The organism is Halorubrum sp. Ea1 (genome assembly GCF_002252965.1).
Taxonomy (GTDB): Archaea; Halobacteriota; Halobacteria; order Halobacteriales; family Haloferacaceae; genus Halorubrum.
This window is the reverse complement of sequence record NZ_NHPG01000130.1, coordinates 18,077-33,066: the sequence shown is the minus strand read 5'-3', so window position 1 is coordinate 33,066 and position 14,990 is coordinate 18,077. Positions and strand designations below refer to the sequence as shown.

Sequence of the window (14,990 nt, the reverse complement as noted above, 5' to 3'; positions counted from 1 at the left end):
ACTGATCGCGCTTTTCGTTCGTCCCGCCGTTGGCGTGGTATCAATTCACATCCCGAAACCTATAGGTGAGTTCTTTACTTATGGTTATCTATGCATGTCCGGGCGGCCCGGCCCGACGACGCGGAGGCGCTGCGAACGGCGGTCTCGCGAGCGCGCGAGGCGACCGTCTTCGACGACATCGGATCCCCGCTCTTGGACGTGTCCGCCGCCGGCGTCCGCGAGGCCGCCGCCGAGGCGGAGTGGTCGTTCCTGATGGAGAACGACGACGGCCCCGTCGGCGTCGCCATCGCGCACCCCGACGCGCAGGGGCCCGAAGCCGAGCTGCTCGCGCTGTGGGTCCACCCGAGCCACGCCGGAGAGGGCGTCGCCGCCGAGCTCCTTTCGCGGGTCGCGTCCTCGCTGGGTCGCCACGACGTCGACACGCTTCGGGCGAGCGTCCCCGCCGACAGCCCGGGCGCACAGGAGTTCTTCGCCGCCCACGGGTTCAGTCCCCGAGGCACTCGCCGCGGCCCCGCCGGCGACGAGTCGGTCGTCGTCGCCGACGCGGGCGAGCTGGCGTGACGCCGGCGGCGCGGAACTAAGTGGTCTCCGCACCCGTTTCGAGTCGTCACTGAATGCCCTCCGTCGACCCCGGTCTGATTACCCTCGCCGCGCTCGGTGTCGCGTTCGCGCTCGTCGCCCTCGCCAGCCTCCGGCCCGCGAGCCGGTTCCGTCGCCTGTACGGGGTGGACGACGCCGACAATGCGGGCGCGCGGGCCAACGCCGCCGTGCTCGGGGGCACCGGGGCGTTCCTCGTCGCCCTCGCCGCGGCGATCGCGCTGGGCGTTCCCGATCGGACCGTCGCGGTCGGCGCGCTCGGCGTCGCCGCCGTCGGAACGGTCGCGCTCGGGTGGCTCGTCCGCTACCGCGACCGGCGCGACCTCCTGACGACGCCGGACGTGAGCCGCGAGCGAGCCCGGCGGCTCGGCGGCGCGGCGATATGGGCCGGCCTCCTGCTCTGTCTCCCGCTCGTCGGGGTACTCCTCGGAGCCAGCGAGGCGTCGATCGTCGTCGCGGCGCTGGGCGGGAGCGTCGTAACGCTCCTCCTCGTCGCGCTCGCGTATCGGTAGCGTCGGCCGCGGTGCCGCGACGGCCGCCCGGTCCGGAGCTACTTCAGACGTTCCTGCAGGAAGGAGGGGTGCGCGGCGGTGACGCCGTCGATCGCCAACAGCTTCTCGGAGATGACGTCGCCGAGCTCGTCGCCGTCGCGGGCGCGGACCTCGGCCATCAGCATGTGGTCACCGGAGGAGGTGTACAGCGCCTGCACCTCGTCGAGCTCTTTCAGCTCGCGGGTCGCGCCGACGTACTTGCCGGAGTCGACGTCCATCCCGACCATGGCGATCGACTGCGACGAGAGCTTCTTCGGGTCGATCTCCGCCGAGTAGCCGACGATCACGCCTTTCTCTTCGAGGCGGTCGATGTACTTCCGCACCGTCGGCTTCGAGACGTCGGCTCGGTCGGCGATCTCCGCGCAGGAGGCCTGTGCGTCCTCCTCTAACACCGACAGGATCCGTTCTTCGGTCGATACCGTACTCATACCCGACTCTTTGTCACCACGGAAAAAATACCTTGCGAACCGAAAAACGAGACGAACGGACGACGAACTACGGCCAAATCGGCCGTAGGAACCTGTCTACGACCGATTCAGGCGTGCTTGTCGAGGAACTGGTCGTGCGAGCGCTCCCACTCGTACTCGTCGTCCCAGTAGCGCTCCGCCAGCGGCTCCTCGGGCATCTCGCCGATCGCCTGCTTCTCCGCGCCGTAGGACGGGCGGTCCTCGTCGACGTAGTACCGGCCGGTGAGGACCTTCCCCTCGTGCAGCGACTCCTCGGTCTCGCGCATCATCTCCGCGGCCTCGACGCGGTCGGTCCGGTCGAAGTCGTAGTCGTCGGACTCGTTGACGTCGATGTACGGGACGTACTGGCGCGCGTCCTTGTTCCAGGTCGGACACTGGGTGAGGAAGTCGACGTGCGCGAAGCCGTCGTGCTCGATCGCCTCGATGATGATCTCCTTCGCCTGGTTGGGGTTGACCGCGGCCGTGCGGGCGACGTAGGAGGCGCCGGCGTTCAGCGACATCGAAAGCGGCTTGAGCGGCTCCTTGGCGCTGCCGGACGGCTGCGTCTTCGACTTGTGGCCCTTCGGGCTGGTGGGCGAGGTCTGGCCCTTCGTGAGCCCGAAGATCTCGTTGTTGAAGACGATGTACGTCATGTCGTGGTTCTCCCGGGCCGTGTGGATGAAGTGGTTCCCGCCGATCCCGTAGCCGTCGCCGTCGCCGCCGGCGGCGATGACTTCGAGGTCGGGGTTCGCGAGCTTCGCGGCGCGGGCCACGGGCAGGGAACGCCCGTGGATCGTGTGGAACCCGTACGTGTCGAGGTAGCTGTTCAGCTTGCCCGAACAGCCGATCCCGGTGCACAGCAGGGTCTCCTCGGGCGTGCGCCCGACCTCCGGAAGCGCCTGCTTGAGCGCCTTCAGGACGCTGAAGTCACCGCAGCCCGGACACCAGGTCGGCTGCGGCTCCACGCCGGGGGTGTACTCGTCGCGGTCGATCTCTCGCTCCTCTCCGATCGCTGAAAACGTGCTCATTGGTTAGTCACCTGCGGCTGGGACGAAGGTGGTCTGATGGCTGGACGCGTCGCCGTCGCCCTCGACGATCGCTGCCTCGAACCCGTCGACGATCTCCGCCGGCTCGAACGGGTTCCCGTTGTACTTCAGCAGACTCGACAGCCGCTCGCCGTAGCGGCCGAGGTGCTTCTGGATGAGCCCGCGGAACTGTCCCGAGGCGGTCATCTCGACGACGAGCACCTCGTCGACGCTCTGGACGAACTCCTCGACCTGGTCGGTCGGGAACGGAAGCATGTCGGAGACGCCGTACGATTTCACCGATATACCGGCGTCGTTGAGGCGACCGACGGCCTCCTCGACGGTGCCCTGCTGGCTCCCGAAGGTGAGGATGCCGTACTGGGCGTCGTCGGGGCCGGCGTACGAGCCCGTGTCGACCGTGTCGAGGTCGGCGCGGATCGCCTCCAGCTTCTGGGTCCGGCGGTCGATCTGCGCGACGCGGTTGTCCGGCGACTCGGCGATGTGCCCGGTCGGGTCGTGTTCGTTGCCGGTCGCGAGGAAGCGACCGCCCTTCTGGCCGGGGATCGACCGCGGGGAGACGCCGTCCTCGACGTCGTGCTGGAACCGGTGGAACTTCCCGTCGGCCGAGTGCGGCTCCTCCGCCAGCGCGTCCTCGCTCAGGGTCTTCCCGAGCGTCGGGTTCGGCTCGCGGTCGAAGTGGCTCTTGGGGACGTTCGTCATCTCGCCGCCGAGCTTCTGGTCGTACAGCAGGATCGACGGGATCTGGTACTCGTAGGCCAGCCGGAAGGCGATCCGCGACTGCTCGTACGCCTCCTCGACCGTCCCCGGCGCGAGGACGACGCGCTGGGAGTCGCCCTGCGAGGTGTACAGGACGTGTTCGAGGTCGGACTGCTCGGGCTTCGTCGGCATCCCGGTCGAGGGCCCGGCGCGCATGGCCTCGACGAGGACGACGGGCGTCTCCGTCATCTCAGCGAGCCCGAGTGGCTCGGACATCAGCGCGAACCCGCCGCCGGAGGAGCCGGACATGGCCTTCACGCCGGCGTGCGAGGCGCCGACCGCGAGCGCGGCCGCCGCGATCTCGTCTTCGACCTGCTCGGAGATCCCGCCGAGCTTCGGCAGGTTGTTGCTCATGATGGTGAACACCTCGGTCCACGGCGTCATCGGGTAGCCGGCGATGAACCGACAGCCCTCGTCGATGGCGCCGTAGGAGATGGCGTCCGACCCGGACATGAGCAGCTGCGTCTCGTCGTGTTCGCCGGTCGGGACGCTGACGTCGGGTGCGTCGACGTCGTACTCCTCTCGCACCTGGTCGTAGGCGGTCTGGAGGATCTCCAGGTTCGGGTCGAGGATCTTCTCCGGCATCGCGTCGCGCATGAGGTCCTGGACGTGGTCGAGGTCCATGCCGGTCAGCGCGCAGGTGGCGCCGACGCCGGCGGTGTTGCGCATGACCTCGCGACCCATGTCGCGGGCGAGCCCGCGGAGGTCGAGGGGGTATACGTGCCAGTCGTTCTCCTCGGCCCGCTCGTCGAAGTTCGGGATCTCGGAGGCGTCTAACAGCCCCTCGTCGTAGACGATGACGCCGCCCTCGCGGAGTTCGTCCAGGTTCTCCGAGAGCGGTTTGATCTCTTCGTTCCCGTAGACGGCCTCCTCCTGCGGGTTCCGGGCGAACGAGTCGCCGAGCGCCAGCAGGAAGTTATAGCCGTCGCCGCGGGACCGCACCGGGTCCGCCGACGCGCGGACCTCGGTGTACGTGTGGCCGCCGCGGATACGGGACGGATAGTGGCGATGCGTGAACACGTTGAGCCCCGATCGCATCAAGGCCTTTGCGAAGTTCTGGCTCGTCGAAGCGATCCCGTCGCCGGATCCCCCCGATATCCGCCAGATGAGTTCGTCGTCAGTCATAGTGGTATGGTAGCCCGTGAGGGCCTCGTGCTCTGTGGTTGTGGTGGTTACCTCTTAGGGCTTGCTATGGAATCACAAGCAACAATCATGAAAGACCTTTAGGTCGGGGGGAGGCGGACTCGCGAGACTTCGGTTCCGCGCCCTTTTACTCGCCGCCCGCCTGACGGCGGACATGCTCACGTTCATCGGGCTCGGACTCTACGACGAACGGTCGGTCACCGTCGAGGGGCGCGGGGCGCTGCGCGCCGCCGACCGCGTCTTCGCCGAGTTCTACACCAGCCGGCTGGTCGGCGCCGACGTCGGTGAGTTGGAGGCGTACCACGACGTCGAGATCGAGGTCCGGCCGCGGGAGGGGGTCGAGCGCGACCCGGAGGCGATCCTCTCGGCCGCCGCCGAGGGCGACGTCGCCTTCTGTACCGCCGGCGACACGATGATCTCGACGACGCACACGGACCTCCGGCTGCGAGCCGAGGAGCGGGGGATCGAGACGCGCGTGATCCACGGGGTGACCGCTCAGTCGGCCGCGTCGAGTCTCACCGGGCTCCAGAACTACCGGTTCGGGAAGGCGACGACGCTCCCGTTCCCGTACGCTCACGGCGGCGACGACGTCCCCGGGAGCGTGGTCGAGACGATCGAGGCGAACCGCGAGAGCGGCCTCCACACCGTCGTCTACCTCGACATCAAGGTGGGCACCGGGCCGACCGGCCCCGACCCGGACCACGAGGAGTACATGACCGCCGACGTCGCCGCCGGGCTGCTCGCAGACGGCTGGCGCGACGAACTGGCCGTCGTCGTCGCTCGCGCGGGCTCGCCCGAACCGGTGGTCGCCGCCGACCGGCTGAGCGCGCTTTCCGAGCGGGAGTTCGGCGACCCGCTCCACCTCCTCGTGATCCCCGGCGACCTCCACCACGTCGAGGCCGACGCGCTGGCCGGGCTCGCCGGCGCCTCGCCGGAGCTCGTCGAGGAGTGAGCGGGGTCGCCGTCCGCCGACCGGTCGTTTGATATTCCTGTCCCGCGTTATCAAAGATCATGACAGACGTGCCCGCCGAGCGGCTCATGTCGACCGAACTCGTCACGATCCCCCGAGGAGCGGCCGCCGCGGACGCGGCGAAGCGCATGTTGGAGACGGGAGTGAGCTCCGTGCTCGTCGTCGACGACGGGCGCCTCGCGGGGCTGATCACCGCGACTGACTTCGTCTCGCTCGTCCGTCGGAACGACCCGGAGGACGAGACCTCCGTTGAGACGTTCATGACGACGGACGTCGTCACCGTCTCGCCCGACGACTCCGTCGAGGAGCTCGCCGACCCGACGAGCCGGGGGTACACGCACTTACCGGTGGTCGACGGGGACGACCGGTTGGTCGGGATGCTCTCGACGACCGACCTCACGGCGTACCTTTCGGAACGACGGTGAGCCCCGAGGCGAGGCGTCGCTCGGTCAGTGAGCGACTCGGTGGCTCGGTCAGTGAGCGGCTCGGCCGCTCGGCCGGCCGGCTAGCGACCCGACGCCTTCACCTGGTCGTCGTACGTCGCCCCCGCCGCGATCAGGAAGCCGATTATCGCGGTGACGAGCGCGACGCTCCCGATGGCGACGACGGCGACGGAGAACAGATCGCCCGGGAGGACCTGTGCGGACGTCAGCAGCGAGACCGCCGTGACGAACCCGATGAGCAACAGGAGACGCCCGAACCGCGCGGCGTCGATCCCGTCGTCACTTGACATAAGCTCTGATCTCGTTGATGACGCCGTCGTATCCGTCCTCGTTCGCCTCCGAGCCGAGCGAGTGGATCGACTGGCAGATCCACATTCCCGCGGTGAAGTTCAACAGCGCGACGAACGACACCAGCCCGAGCTGCGAGTCCACGGTGAGACCGATCAGGAACCCCACCGGGAGCGTCACCGACATGATGGCGTGGATAAGCAGCGACCGCGTCCCGAAGTCCCTCAACGAACTGAGAATACCCGACATATGATCAATGTGGGCGCGAACGCGTATATATGCTCGTTCGAACGCGCTCGCGTTTCCCGGACGCGCCGACGCCCGTCCCGGAGACCGTCGAACGGGGGAGCGGAGATCGCACCGGAAGAGTAATCAGATCTGGTAGCACACGACACGGTATGGATCTGAACGACCGGACCCGCGTCAGTGAGGTCATGTCGACGCCGCTAGAGACGATCGGGGGGACCGAGCCGCTCCGTGAGGCCGCGCGCCGGATGGCGGACGACGACATCAGCGCGCTCGTCGTGACGACGGGGGGCGGCTGTATCATCACGCAGAGCGACATCGTCGGCGCCGTCGCGGCCGGCCGCGACCTAGACGAATCCGTCGTTCGCGACGTGATGACCGAGAACGTGGAAACGGTGACGCCGGACCTCATGATGGAGGAGGTCGCGGCGATGATGACGATGTACGGGGTCAAACACCTCCCCGTCGTCGACGATGACTACGTCGGCATGGTCTCGTCGACCGACGTGGCGGCGCAGCTCTCGTGAGTCGAGGGACGCTCGGAAACCGCCGCGCGCCGATTTAAAACAGGAGCAGGGGAACACCGACCGCGACGCCGACCGCGATCAGCACGAGGTTCCAGATCAGCACCGGGCGGACCAGATCCCGGGCGATGCTCGCCGCGAACGCGGTCTTGACGAAGATGCTCGCGGCCGTGCCGGCGACGACCCCCGTGACCGCGGTGTCGACCGTTATCTGTCCGGTCCCGAGCAGCGAGACGGCGGTCGTCGTCGCGGTCCCGGAGGAGACGAGCCCGGCGAGGAACGAGGTGGCGACGAATCCGGCCGCGCCGAAGGCCCGTTCCGCGCCGGCGGAGGCGAGCAGCACCGCGAGGAACAGCGCGCCGAACGTCAGGGCGTTCCGCAGGCTGAAGGGGGAGGTGAGCTCCGCCTCCATCGTCGTCCGCCAGTCGCTGCGCCACACGGCGATCAGGACGCCGGCGACGGTGACCGCGCCGAGCGGCGCACCGACCACCAAAGCGGCCTCCGGGACGAAGGCGGCGACGACCGCGGCGTTCCGGAGCGCCATCGCGGCGTTCGCCAGCAGGATCGACCCGACCGCGAGGTCGAGCAGGTCCGCCCGCCCCTTCGCGCGCTTCGCCATCTCCGCGACCACCGCCGTCGAGTTCACGAGCCCGCCGAAGAAGCCGGTCACCGCGTAGCCGCGCCCCTGGTACCGCTTCACGAGCACGTAGTTGACGAAGCCGATGGCGCTGACCGCGACGACGAGCGACCAGATGAGTCGCGGCTGAACCGCCCCCCACGGGTCGATCGTCTCGGCCGGGAGCAGGGGGAAGACGACGAACGCGAGGATGGTGAACTCCACCGCGCTGCGGACCTCCTCGCGGGAGAGCCCCCACGCGAACTGGTGGAGCTCCCGCTTCAACACGAGGAGCAGCGAGGAGAGCACCGCCACCGTCACCGCCTCGATGAAGAGCGCTTGAGCGACGAGGACGCCCACCCCGTACGTGACGAGCATCGACACTGACGTGGTGAGCGAGAGGCTGTCGACCTTCTCCTCGACGAAGCTCCGAACCGCCAGGAGAACCGCGCTGGCGACGATCAGCGCCCCACCGACGACGAGTAGCCCCGGCTCGCCCAGCACCGAGAACACCGCCGCCGCGAGGCTGATCAGTGAGAACGTCCGGATGCCCGCCGACTTCTGCGACCACTCGCGCTCCAGCCCGAGGAACATCCCGAGGAGGGTCGCCAAGACGAGCTTCGCGACGTTGCTCTGGAGGTAGGGCGACGGATCGACCGGGTCGATCACGACCGACCACCTCGCCGATCAGGTCGCCGCCGCACCCGCCGGTCCCGTCGTTTCATACGGCGGGATATATCGTGAGTACGGCTATAGTTTGCTATATATTAGTATATATGTCGGCGGGACGCGCCGCCGGTCCGGCCGGCGCCGCAGTGCCGATCCCGACGTCGACGGCGGGAGAGCGTCGGCGTCGGCGGGTCGTCGGCTCAGCGGTTCGTCGGCTCCCGCGGCAGGTCCAGCGACTCCGTCAGGTCGTGTTCCTCCCCCGTGAGGAGGTAGAGCACGTCCTCGAGGATGACGGCCAGCTCCGGGAGCTCCCGCACCGCGAGGAACGTGATCCCGATCAGCGCGACGACAGCGAGGAGCTGGCTCATGATCCGGTCGGAGATGAGGAAGGAGACCCGGTACGGGTCGGTCGCGCCGAACATCGCGAGCACGAGGTCGGTCTGCCACTGCATGTACTGGTTGCCCGCGACGACGGAGATGAACGTCGTCCGGAAGATGTTGAGCACGTAGATGAGCGGGATCGACACCGCGAGCGCCCGGAGCTTGCGCGAGAGCGGCGCCCGCACGGCGGCGACGAGACCGCCGAAGATGGCCATGCTGCCGAGCCCCGTACACGCCAGGACGACGTGGATAGTGACCGTGTGACCGTCGGGGAGCGTCCACGCGTACGCCGCGTCGTACCCCTCGTAGCTCGTCACGCGCTCCGGCGCGTAGCCGAGGAGGTCGATGAGGAACCCGGTCTGGGTGGCGACGGCCTCGATGAGGACCCGACGCGGCTCGGGGAACGCGACGCCGGCGAGCGAGAACGCCGGGATGGTCTCGAACGGGAGGTAGATGAACAGCATGAGCGAGATGGCCCGCGTGAGCGTGAACAGCGAGGCGCGGCCGTTGTACAGCAGGTAGCCGGCGTAGATGCACGCCGGGACGCCGACGAGCGCCAGGATCGACTCGACGTAGCTCTGGTGCTCGAACGCGAAGTACGGCACCGTCGTCAGCCAGAAGAGCCCGAACAGCGCCCAGGTGCCCGCCGCGAGCGACCGACCGGCGGCCAGCCCGCGGCTGTCGAGCAGCCACGACGCGGCGAAGAGGATCGCGACGAGCCACGCGAACGCGAACGTGTCGGGGACCAGGCTCAGGATCGCCGGCACGCCGGGACCGAACATGACCGAACGGTCGGTCGTCGTCGAATAAAGCCCTTGTCGTTGCCGACGGACCGTCGGGAAGTCGGGGACCGAAAAGGGGGAGGAGAGCGGCGAAGAGTGAGAGGAGAGCTGGGTAAAGCGAGCGCGACCCGGCCGGTCAGCGCTCGTCGGAGTCGAGCACCCGGATCTGGTCGCCGCGGACGGTGACCGGGATCGGGACCGTCGCCTCGTACAGCTCGACGGTCACCTGGTCTTTCCCCTCGTCGATGCGCTGGACGCGGGCCTTCTCGCCTTTAAACGGCCCGGCGATCAGCTCGACGATGTCGCCCTCGGCGATCCCCTCGACGTCGGGGGTCGGCGAGAGGAAGTGCTCCACCTCGGAGAAGGGGCTCTTTGCCGGTCCGTCGCCGCCCTGGATGACGCCGCGGGCGTGGGGGATCTCGTCGAGGATCCGGGCGAACACGCTGCCGTCCGTCGCCTCGACCATCACGTAGCTCGTGAGCTGGTCGGGAGCGATGACCGCCTGGATCTCCGGCATCTCCTTCTCCGCGAGCATGTCCGCGACGGTGCGCTCCTGACTCGCTGTGGTCTTGACCGAGAAGATCGGCATCAGACGCCGACCCCCGGCAGAAGGCTCATGATCGCGAACATCAGGAAGCCGATGAAGCCGACGAGGAGGATGCCGGCGCCGGCGATCTTCGACACCTGGAGGAACTCGTCGGTGCTCGGCGTGCTCGCGAGTTTCAGCACGCGAACGTAGCTGTTGAGGTCGTACGGAACGTCCATGTTACGACGGGGTTTGAGTCGAGACGGTTTTTACCTTTTGATGCGGGGCGATCCGCCGGGATCGCGGGAAACCGCGAGAAGGAACGCTATCGGGACTGGACGCGGCGACGCGTCACTCCACGTAGTCGATGTCTTCCATCTCCGCCGCCGCTCCCTCCGGCGGCTCGCCGTTCCGACCGTAGATCTGCGGCGACTCGACGCCGGTCACGACGATCATGGTGCGCATCTCGCCCTCCAGCTCGTCGTCGACGGAGGTACCCCAGATGATCCGCGCGTCGGGGTCGATCCGGTCGTAGATCTCCTCGACGACGCCCTCGGCCTCCTCGATGGACATGTCGGTGCCGCCCGTGACGTTGACCAGCGCGGAGTTCGCGCCGGAGATGTCGACGTCGAGCAGCGGCGACCGGAGCGCGGACTTCACGGAGTCCTGCGCCTTCGAGTCGGAGTCGGACTCGCCGAGGCCGATCATCGCGACGCCGCCCTTCTCCATGACCGTGCGGACGTCGGCGAAGTCGAGGTTGACCAGGCCGGGCATCGTGATGAGCTCCGTGATCCCCTTCACCGAGCGCATGAGGACCTCGTCGGACACCTTGAACGCCTGTCGGACCGGGAGCTTCCCGACCGCGTCGAGCAGGCGGTCGTTGGGGACGACGATGACCGTGTCACTCACGTCGCGGAGGCGTTCGAGGCCCGCCTCGGCGTTCGTCCGGCGGACTTCGCCCTCGGCGGTGAACGGGGTCGTGACGATGGCGATGGTGAGCGCGCCCGACTCGCGGGCGGCCTTCGCGACGACGGGGGCGGAGCCCGTGCCGGTGCCCCCGCCGAGCCCGGCGGTGACGAACACCATGTCGGAGCCGTCGATCGCGTCCTGGATCTCCTCTTGCGACTCGATAGCGGCCTCCTCGCCGACCTGCGGAAGGGAGCCGGCGCCGCGCCCCTGGGTCTTCTGCTGGCCCATCAGGATCTTCGTGTCCGCCTCGATGTTGACGAGGTGTTGGACGTCGGTGTTGGCCGCGACCAGCTTCGCCCCGTGGATCCCCTCCTCGGTCATTCGGTTGACCGTGTTGCCCCCGGCCCCGCCGCAGCCGACGACCGTGATGTTCGTCTGGAGGTCCTGTAAGACGTCCTGCAGCTCGTCGTCGGTCATCGTTCCGGACTGCGGCGGAGCACCGGCGGTGGCATCGTTCGCGCCGGCGCCGGTCTCTCCGGCGTCGTCCGCCGGAGATTCCTCGGCTTCGTCGATGGCGTCCTCCACGATAGAATCCATTATGTGGTGTGGTTGCGACCCGGACGTATTTATTTTTGCCCGATCGTCTGACGCGAGTCAGACGGCGAGAGACCGGCGCGAGCGCGCGGGAGCCGTCGGCTTCACTCCTCTGCGTCCGCGAACTCTGCTACGTCCGCGACGTCGATCGGGAACCGCTCCGTCCGCGACCGCGACACCTCGTCCGGGGTCACCGTCTCGCCGTCGACCGCGACCGACTCGCCGTCGGCGAGCCGACCGAACGCCGGTCCCTCCGGGACGCCGCGGTCCCGCGCCAGTTCGGGGTCGAAGGCGGTCTCGCGGGCGACGACCGCGTCGTCCGCCACCTCGACGGCGTCGTACCCCTCCCCGAGCACCGCCGCGAGGTCGGCGACGAGGTCGGCGTAGGCGGGGGTGTCCGCGCGGTCGGCGAAGGCGGCCGCCCCCGCCGCGCGAGTGCCGGCCTGCTCCGTGTCGAAGGCGACGGCGTTCGCCGCCACGGCCTCTCGGGTCGCCTCCGGGTCGATCCCCTGCGCCCGCGACAGGAGTTCCGCGGGGAGCTCGCGGACCGAGACCGCGTCGGCGTCCGACGCCGCGGGGGAGACGTCCCCGAACCGGAGTCCCTCGTCGACGGTCGCGAGGTCGGTCTCCAACCGCTCGACCAGCGGGAGCGGGCGGTCCCCCACCTCCCGGACCCACGTCTCGCTCACGACGCGGTGTCCGAGCCCCTCCACGACGGCCGCGACCTCGGGCCTGTCGCCCTCGATCACGGCGCGGTCCGCGCGGCTGCGCTCGAACGCCTGCTCGATCGTCTCGCGGTTCGCCTCGGGCGCGCCCATCTCGCCGAGCGCCCAGTCGGCGCCGACGTGGCCCACGGCCCACTCGGTCTCGCGGACGATCCGGGTGAACCGGGGCGCATAGTGGCCGCCGCCGAAGCCGACGACGTGGCGGGGCGGAGCGTCGGCCGGGTCGGCCGCGTCGGTCGCACCGTCGGTCGCATCAGCCGTACCGTCGATCACGTCAGCCGCACCGTCGCTCGCGCGGGCGTCATCGTCGCCCGTGAGGTCCGGCCCGGTCCCGCGGAGGTCGAGCACCGCCCGTGCGACCGCCTCTGCCGCCTCCCGGTCCTCCCACTGGGGCTCGTCGGAGCCGAGTTCGACGAACAGCGAGGGGACGGAGGCGCTCGTCGGCCCGTGGTGGGTGCACTCGATGCCGACGTCATACCCCTCGGGGGCGTGCGCCGCCAGCGCCTCGACGACGCGCTTCTCCGCACCGGGGGCGGCGTTCGCGAGCGTCTCCGGCTCGCCGCCGCACGGCGCCGGCCCGAAGTTGCCGGTGACGTGGGCGGTCAGCAGCTCCCCCGTCTCCCCGGAGTGCCTAGAGACGAAGACGAGGAAGTCGGGATTGGCGTCGCCTGTGTCGCCCGCCTCGCCTTTGTCATCGGCATCATCGACATCGCCTGTGTCATCGGCGTCGTCGGCGTCGCTCCCGAACGCGGCGGCCGGGTCGTCCAGCTCGATGTGGAGGTCGTCGAACTCCCGGAGCTCGAACCCGTCGGTCCGGTAGTAGGTCCCGCCGCCCGCGGCGTCGGGGCGAGTCTCGTCCTCGCGCTCCTCCCAGTCGCCGACCGCGAGCAGGCGCTCGCCGATGTGTTCGGACGCGCTGTCGGCCCGGCTGACGACGATCGCTATCACGGGCGTCGGTCGGGACCGGGCCGCCGAATAGGCGTCGGTTCGAACGCGATAGGACGTTGTGTGATCTGTGTCGGGCGCGTCTGCGGTCACGGCCGATTGTTCATACGCGATCGGATTAGCGGCCAATTCTTCCGAATGTCGGACTAGTTATTTATAAACGACTGACAGCGAATCGGCGGTGGACACTCTCAAAGCCCCAGCCGCTCGGTCATACATCATCGCGGTCGATAGATCCGAAAACACCTCCAAAGCCCCAGTCGCGAGGACGGCGCACGCTCGTTACGCTCCTCGGTCGCTCGCGTTGCTCGCTCCCTGCGGTGCTTAGGTCGCCTGCGCCGTCCTCGCGACTGCCCCTTTGAGTCCCGCCCCGCACAGCACCGCAGCCTCACGCCTCCCCAGCCTCGTCGCTGGCGCCGTCGGCGCCAGCGACTCCCTCGCACGCGCTCCTTCGCGCCCTCCGGGCGCTCGGAGGCGCGCGCCGATGCGGGGGATGTGATATCTCTTCTACTTATAGATAGCGCCGCTCCTCCGCCACCGGTCCGGTGGGGTTCCCACCGTGTTCACGGGAACAGCAGGTACGCGAACACGCCGTAGCCGGCGACGAGGACCGCGCCGTCGACCCGGGTGATCCGATCGCCGCGATACATGATCCCGACGAGCCCGACGGTGAACGCGAGCAGCGCGGGGAACTCGAAGCCGCGGACGCCGGGGCTCACGCCGATCGGCTGAATGACCGCGATGATCCCGATGACTGCGAGGACGTTGTAGATGTTCGATCCGACGATGTTGCCGACGCTGAACTCCGCCTCGCCGCGCACGGCGGCGACGACGCTCGCCGCCAGCTCGGGGAGCGAGGTACCCAGCGCGAGCACCGTGAGCCCGATGAAGATGTCGGAGAAGCCGGCCGCGGAGAGCAGCGACTCCCCGCCGTCGATCAGCCACCGCGACCCGAGCACCAGCGCGGCGATCCCGCCGACCACAGCGGTGACGTCGCGGAGGCTGGCGTCCGGCATCTCCGCGCGCTCCGCGGTGGAGATGCCGGACTGGGTCTGCCGGATCCGGCGCATGACCACGACGGTGAACGCCACGAGCGTCCCGAGCAGGAGGAGTCCGCCCGGTCGGCCGATGCGCCCGTTCCAGCCGAGCCCCACGAGCAGCAGCGCGGCGAGCAGCATGAAGGGAACGTGGCGCTCGAACACCGTCTCGGAGACGTTGAGGGGCCGGATCAGCGCGGAGACCCCCAACACGAGCCCGATGTTCGCGATGTTCGACCCGAGGATCGTCCCGAGCCCCACGTCCGTCGACACGGTGACGGCGCCGAGGAGGGAGACGAACAGCTCGGGGGCGGTCGTCGCGAACGCGATGACGGTGACCCCGACCGTCGACGCCTTCAGGCCGACGGCGAGCGCCAGGTCGCTGGCGCCCTTGACGAGGAGTTCGGCGCCAGCGTACAGGAGGGCGGCGCCCCCGACGAGGAGCAGCAGTTCCGTGAGCGGCGACCCGAGCAACACGGCTCTCGGTAGTCGGTCGCGTTTTAAAAAGCGCCGTGGTTCGGGGCGGCCGGGCCCGGACTCGGATCGGTCCGCCGGCTCAGGCCCGCGTCGCGCGGAACTCGCCGTGTTTCATTCCGACGACGAACGCGATGGCGCCGAAGACGAGCATCGACGGGAGAACCATCATCAGCGTCGTCTGGAACCCCATCGGCGTCCCGACGGCGACGCCGGCGGTGCCGAGGGCGACGATCAACACGACGATACCGGCCGCGCGGGGCAGGTCGAACTCCATGCCCGCGGTACGGTTCGCGCGAACCTAAGGGTTCGGCTCCCGGTC

General features: G+C 69.0%; 18 protein-coding genes. 5 read left to right on the top strand and 13 right to left on the bottom strand.

Translation table 11 applies throughout. The features are described from left to right. Positions 1-90: 90 nt before the first annotated feature. Together DJ73_RS16200 and DJ73_RS16195 are read left to right on the top strand one after the other, a co-directional pair. Positions 91-561 carry a GNAT family N-acetyltransferase gene (locus tag DJ73_RS16200; protein WP_094524541.1) on the top strand — a complete coding sequence of 157 codons (471 nt, stop codon included), beginning with the start codon at positions 91-93 and terminating at the stop codon, positions 559-561. Positions 562-614: 53 nt separating this feature from the next. Further along, positions 615-1,109, top strand: a complete 495-nt coding sequence (locus DJ73_RS16195; protein WP_094526600.1) for a hypothetical protein — start codon at positions 615-617, stop codon at positions 1,107-1,109. A gap of 38 nt (positions 1,110-1,147) precedes the next feature. Here the strand turns inward: DJ73_RS16195 and lrpA1 are convergent, their stop codons facing one another. The 3 genes from lrpA1 to DJ73_RS16180 form a co-directional block, all read right to left on the bottom strand. Beyond that, entirely contained in the window at positions 1,148-1,576 is a 429-nt protein-coding gene (lrpA1, locus tag DJ73_RS16190) for an HTH-type transcriptional regulator LrpA1 (protein WP_094524543.1), read from the bottom strand. 107 nt (positions 1,577-1,683) lie between these two features. After that, on the bottom strand, positions 1,684-2,622 hold the full coding sequence (locus DJ73_RS16185) for a thiamine pyrophosphate-dependent enzyme (RefSeq protein WP_094558479.1): 939 nt from the start codon (positions 2,620-2,622) through the stop codon (positions 1,684-1,686). 3 nt (positions 2,623-2,625) lie between these two features. Then, positions 2,626-4,521: a 2-oxoacid:acceptor oxidoreductase subunit alpha gene (locus tag DJ73_RS16180; RefSeq protein WP_094526602.1), complete on the bottom strand. Its 1,896-nt coding sequence runs from the start codon at positions 4,519-4,521 to the stop codon at positions 2,626-2,628. A 172-nt stretch (positions 4,522-4,693) separates the two neighbouring features. Here DJ73_RS16180 and dph5 point away from each other — a divergent pair, with 172 nt between their 5' ends. Both dph5 and DJ73_RS16170 read left to right on the top strand, forming a co-directional pair. Continuing rightward, positions 4,694-5,491 carry a diphthine synthase gene (dph5, locus tag DJ73_RS16175; protein WP_094558478.1) on the top strand — a complete coding sequence of 266 codons (798 nt, stop codon included), beginning with the start codon at positions 4,694-4,696 and terminating at the stop codon, positions 5,489-5,491. 59 nt (positions 5,492-5,550) lie between these two features. After that, complete coding sequence (locus DJ73_RS16170) at positions 5,551-5,934, top strand: CBS domain-containing protein (RefSeq protein WP_094526604.1); 384 nt, start codon at positions 5,551-5,553, stop codon at positions 5,932-5,934. 80 nt (positions 5,935-6,014) lie between these two features. Here the strand turns inward: DJ73_RS16170 and DJ73_RS16165 are convergent, their stop codons facing one another. Together DJ73_RS16165 and DJ73_RS16160 are read right to left on the bottom strand one after the other, a co-directional pair. Beyond that, entirely contained in the window at positions 6,015-6,242 is a 228-nt protein-coding gene (locus DJ73_RS16165) for a hypothetical protein (protein WP_094524548.1), read from the bottom strand. Further along, positions 6,232-6,489, bottom strand: coding sequence for a hypothetical protein (locus tag DJ73_RS16160; RefSeq protein ID WP_094524549.1), 258 nt, complete (start codon positions 6,487-6,489; stop codon positions 6,232-6,234). Before DJ73_RS16160 ends, DJ73_RS16165 begins: the two co-directional genes overlap by 11 nt. A 149-nt stretch (positions 6,490-6,638) precedes the next feature. Between DJ73_RS16160 and DJ73_RS16155 the strand changes: the two genes are divergently transcribed. Next, complete coding sequence (locus tag DJ73_RS16155; protein ID WP_094524550.1) at positions 6,639-7,013, top strand: CBS domain-containing protein; 375 nt, start codon at positions 6,639-6,641, stop codon at positions 7,011-7,013. A 34-nt stretch (positions 7,014-7,047) separates the two neighbouring features. Here DJ73_RS16155 and DJ73_RS16150 read toward each other — a convergent pair whose 3' ends face one another. From DJ73_RS16150 to DJ73_RS16115, 8 genes are all read right to left on the bottom strand, one after another. Then, positions 7,048-8,295, bottom strand: coding sequence for an MgtC/SapB family protein (locus DJ73_RS16150; protein ID WP_094524551.1), 1,248 nt, complete (start codon positions 8,293-8,295; stop codon positions 7,048-7,050). 200 nt (positions 8,296-8,495) lie between these two features. Next, entirely contained in the window at positions 8,496-9,458 is a 963-nt protein-coding gene (gene artA / locus DJ73_RS16145; RefSeq protein WP_094558477.1) for an archaeosortase A, read from the bottom strand. Between the two features lie 136 nt (positions 9,459-9,594). Continuing rightward, positions 9,595-10,047, bottom strand: coding sequence for a transcription elongation factor Spt5 (locus DJ73_RS16140; RefSeq protein WP_094558476.1), 453 nt, complete (start codon positions 10,045-10,047; stop codon positions 9,595-9,597). Continuing rightward, positions 10,047-10,223 carry a protein translocase SEC61 complex subunit gamma gene (locus DJ73_RS16135; protein ID WP_092566712.1) on the bottom strand — a complete coding sequence of 59 codons (177 nt, stop codon included), beginning with the start codon at positions 10,221-10,223 and terminating at the stop codon, positions 10,047-10,049. Before DJ73_RS16135 ends, DJ73_RS16140 begins: the two co-directional genes overlap by 1 nt. A 112-nt stretch (positions 10,224-10,335) precedes the next feature. Beyond that, positions 10,336-11,490: a cell division protein FtsZ gene (gene ftsZ, locus DJ73_RS16130; RefSeq protein ID WP_094524554.1), complete on the bottom strand. Its 1,155-nt coding sequence runs from the start codon at positions 11,488-11,490 to the stop codon at positions 10,336-10,338. Positions 11,491-11,591: 101 nt separating this feature from the next. Then, positions 11,592-13,160, bottom strand: coding sequence for a D-aminoacyl-tRNA deacylase (locus tag DJ73_RS16125; protein WP_094558475.1), 1,569 nt, complete (start codon positions 13,158-13,160; stop codon positions 11,592-11,594). A 560-nt stretch (positions 13,161-13,720) separates the two neighbouring features. After that, positions 13,721-14,671, bottom strand: coding sequence for a calcium/sodium antiporter (locus tag DJ73_RS16120; RefSeq protein WP_094558474.1), 951 nt, complete (start codon positions 14,669-14,671; stop codon positions 13,721-13,723). Positions 14,672-14,750: 79 nt separating this feature from the next. Further along, positions 14,751-14,945: a hypothetical protein gene (locus tag DJ73_RS16115; RefSeq protein ID WP_094524557.1), complete on the bottom strand. Its 195-nt coding sequence runs from the start codon at positions 14,943-14,945 to the stop codon at positions 14,751-14,753. Positions 14,946-14,990: the final 45 nt, after the last annotated feature.

Bases quoted from the DNA above. Each gene is read 5' to 3' on its own strand.
- dph5 (WP_094558478.1), top strand. From the start codon at position 4,694: ATGCTCACGTTCATCGGGCTCGGACTCTACGACGAACGGTCGGTCACC.
- ftsZ (WP_094524554.1), bottom strand. From the start codon at position 11,490: ATGGATTCTATCGTGGAGGACGCCATCGACGAAGCCGAGGAATCTCCG.
- DJ73_RS16170 (WP_094526604.1), top strand. From the start codon at position 5,551: ATGACAGACGTGCCCGCCGAGCGGCTCATGTCGACCGAACTCGTCACG.
- DJ73_RS16200 (WP_094524541.1), top strand. From the start codon at position 91: ATGCATGTCCGGGCGGCCCGGCCCGACGACGCGGAGGCGCTGCGAACG.
- DJ73_RS16185 (WP_094558479.1), bottom strand. From the start codon at position 2,622: ATGAGCACGTTTTCAGCGATCGGAGAGGAGCGAGAGATCGACCGCGAC.
- DJ73_RS16165 (WP_094524548.1), bottom strand. From the start codon at position 6,242: ATGTCAAGTGACGACGGGATCGACGCCGCGCGGTTCGGGCGTCTCCTG.
- DJ73_RS16140 (WP_094558476.1), bottom strand. From the start codon at position 10,047: ATGCCGATCTTCTCGGTCAAGACCACAGCGAGTCAGGAGCGCACCGTC.
- DJ73_RS16135 (WP_092566712.1), bottom strand. From the start codon at position 10,223: ATGGACGTTCCGTACGACCTCAACAGCTACGTTCGCGTGCTGAAACTC.
- DJ73_RS16195 (WP_094526600.1), top strand. From the start codon at position 615: ATGCCCTCCGTCGACCCCGGTCTGATTACCCTCGCCGCGCTCGGTGTC.
- artA (WP_094558477.1), bottom strand. From the start codon at position 9,458: ATGTTCGGTCCCGGCGTGCCGGCGATCCTGAGCCTGGTCCCCGACACG.
- DJ73_RS16115 (WP_094524557.1), bottom strand. From the start codon at position 14,945: ATGGAGTTCGACCTGCCCCGCGCGGCCGGTATCGTCGTGTTGATCGTC.
- DJ73_RS16180 (WP_094526602.1), bottom strand. From the start codon at position 4,521: ATGACTGACGACGAACTCATCTGGCGGATATCGGGGGGATCCGGCGAC.
- DJ73_RS16160 (WP_094524549.1), bottom strand. From the start codon at position 6,489: ATGTCGGGTATTCTCAGTTCGTTGAGGGACTTCGGGACGCGGTCGCTG.
- DJ73_RS16155 (WP_094524550.1), top strand. From the start codon at position 6,639: ATGGATCTGAACGACCGGACCCGCGTCAGTGAGGTCATGTCGACGCCG.
- lrpA1 (WP_094524543.1), bottom strand. From the start codon at position 1,576: ATGAGTACGGTATCGACCGAAGAACGGATCCTGTCGGTGTTAGAGGAG.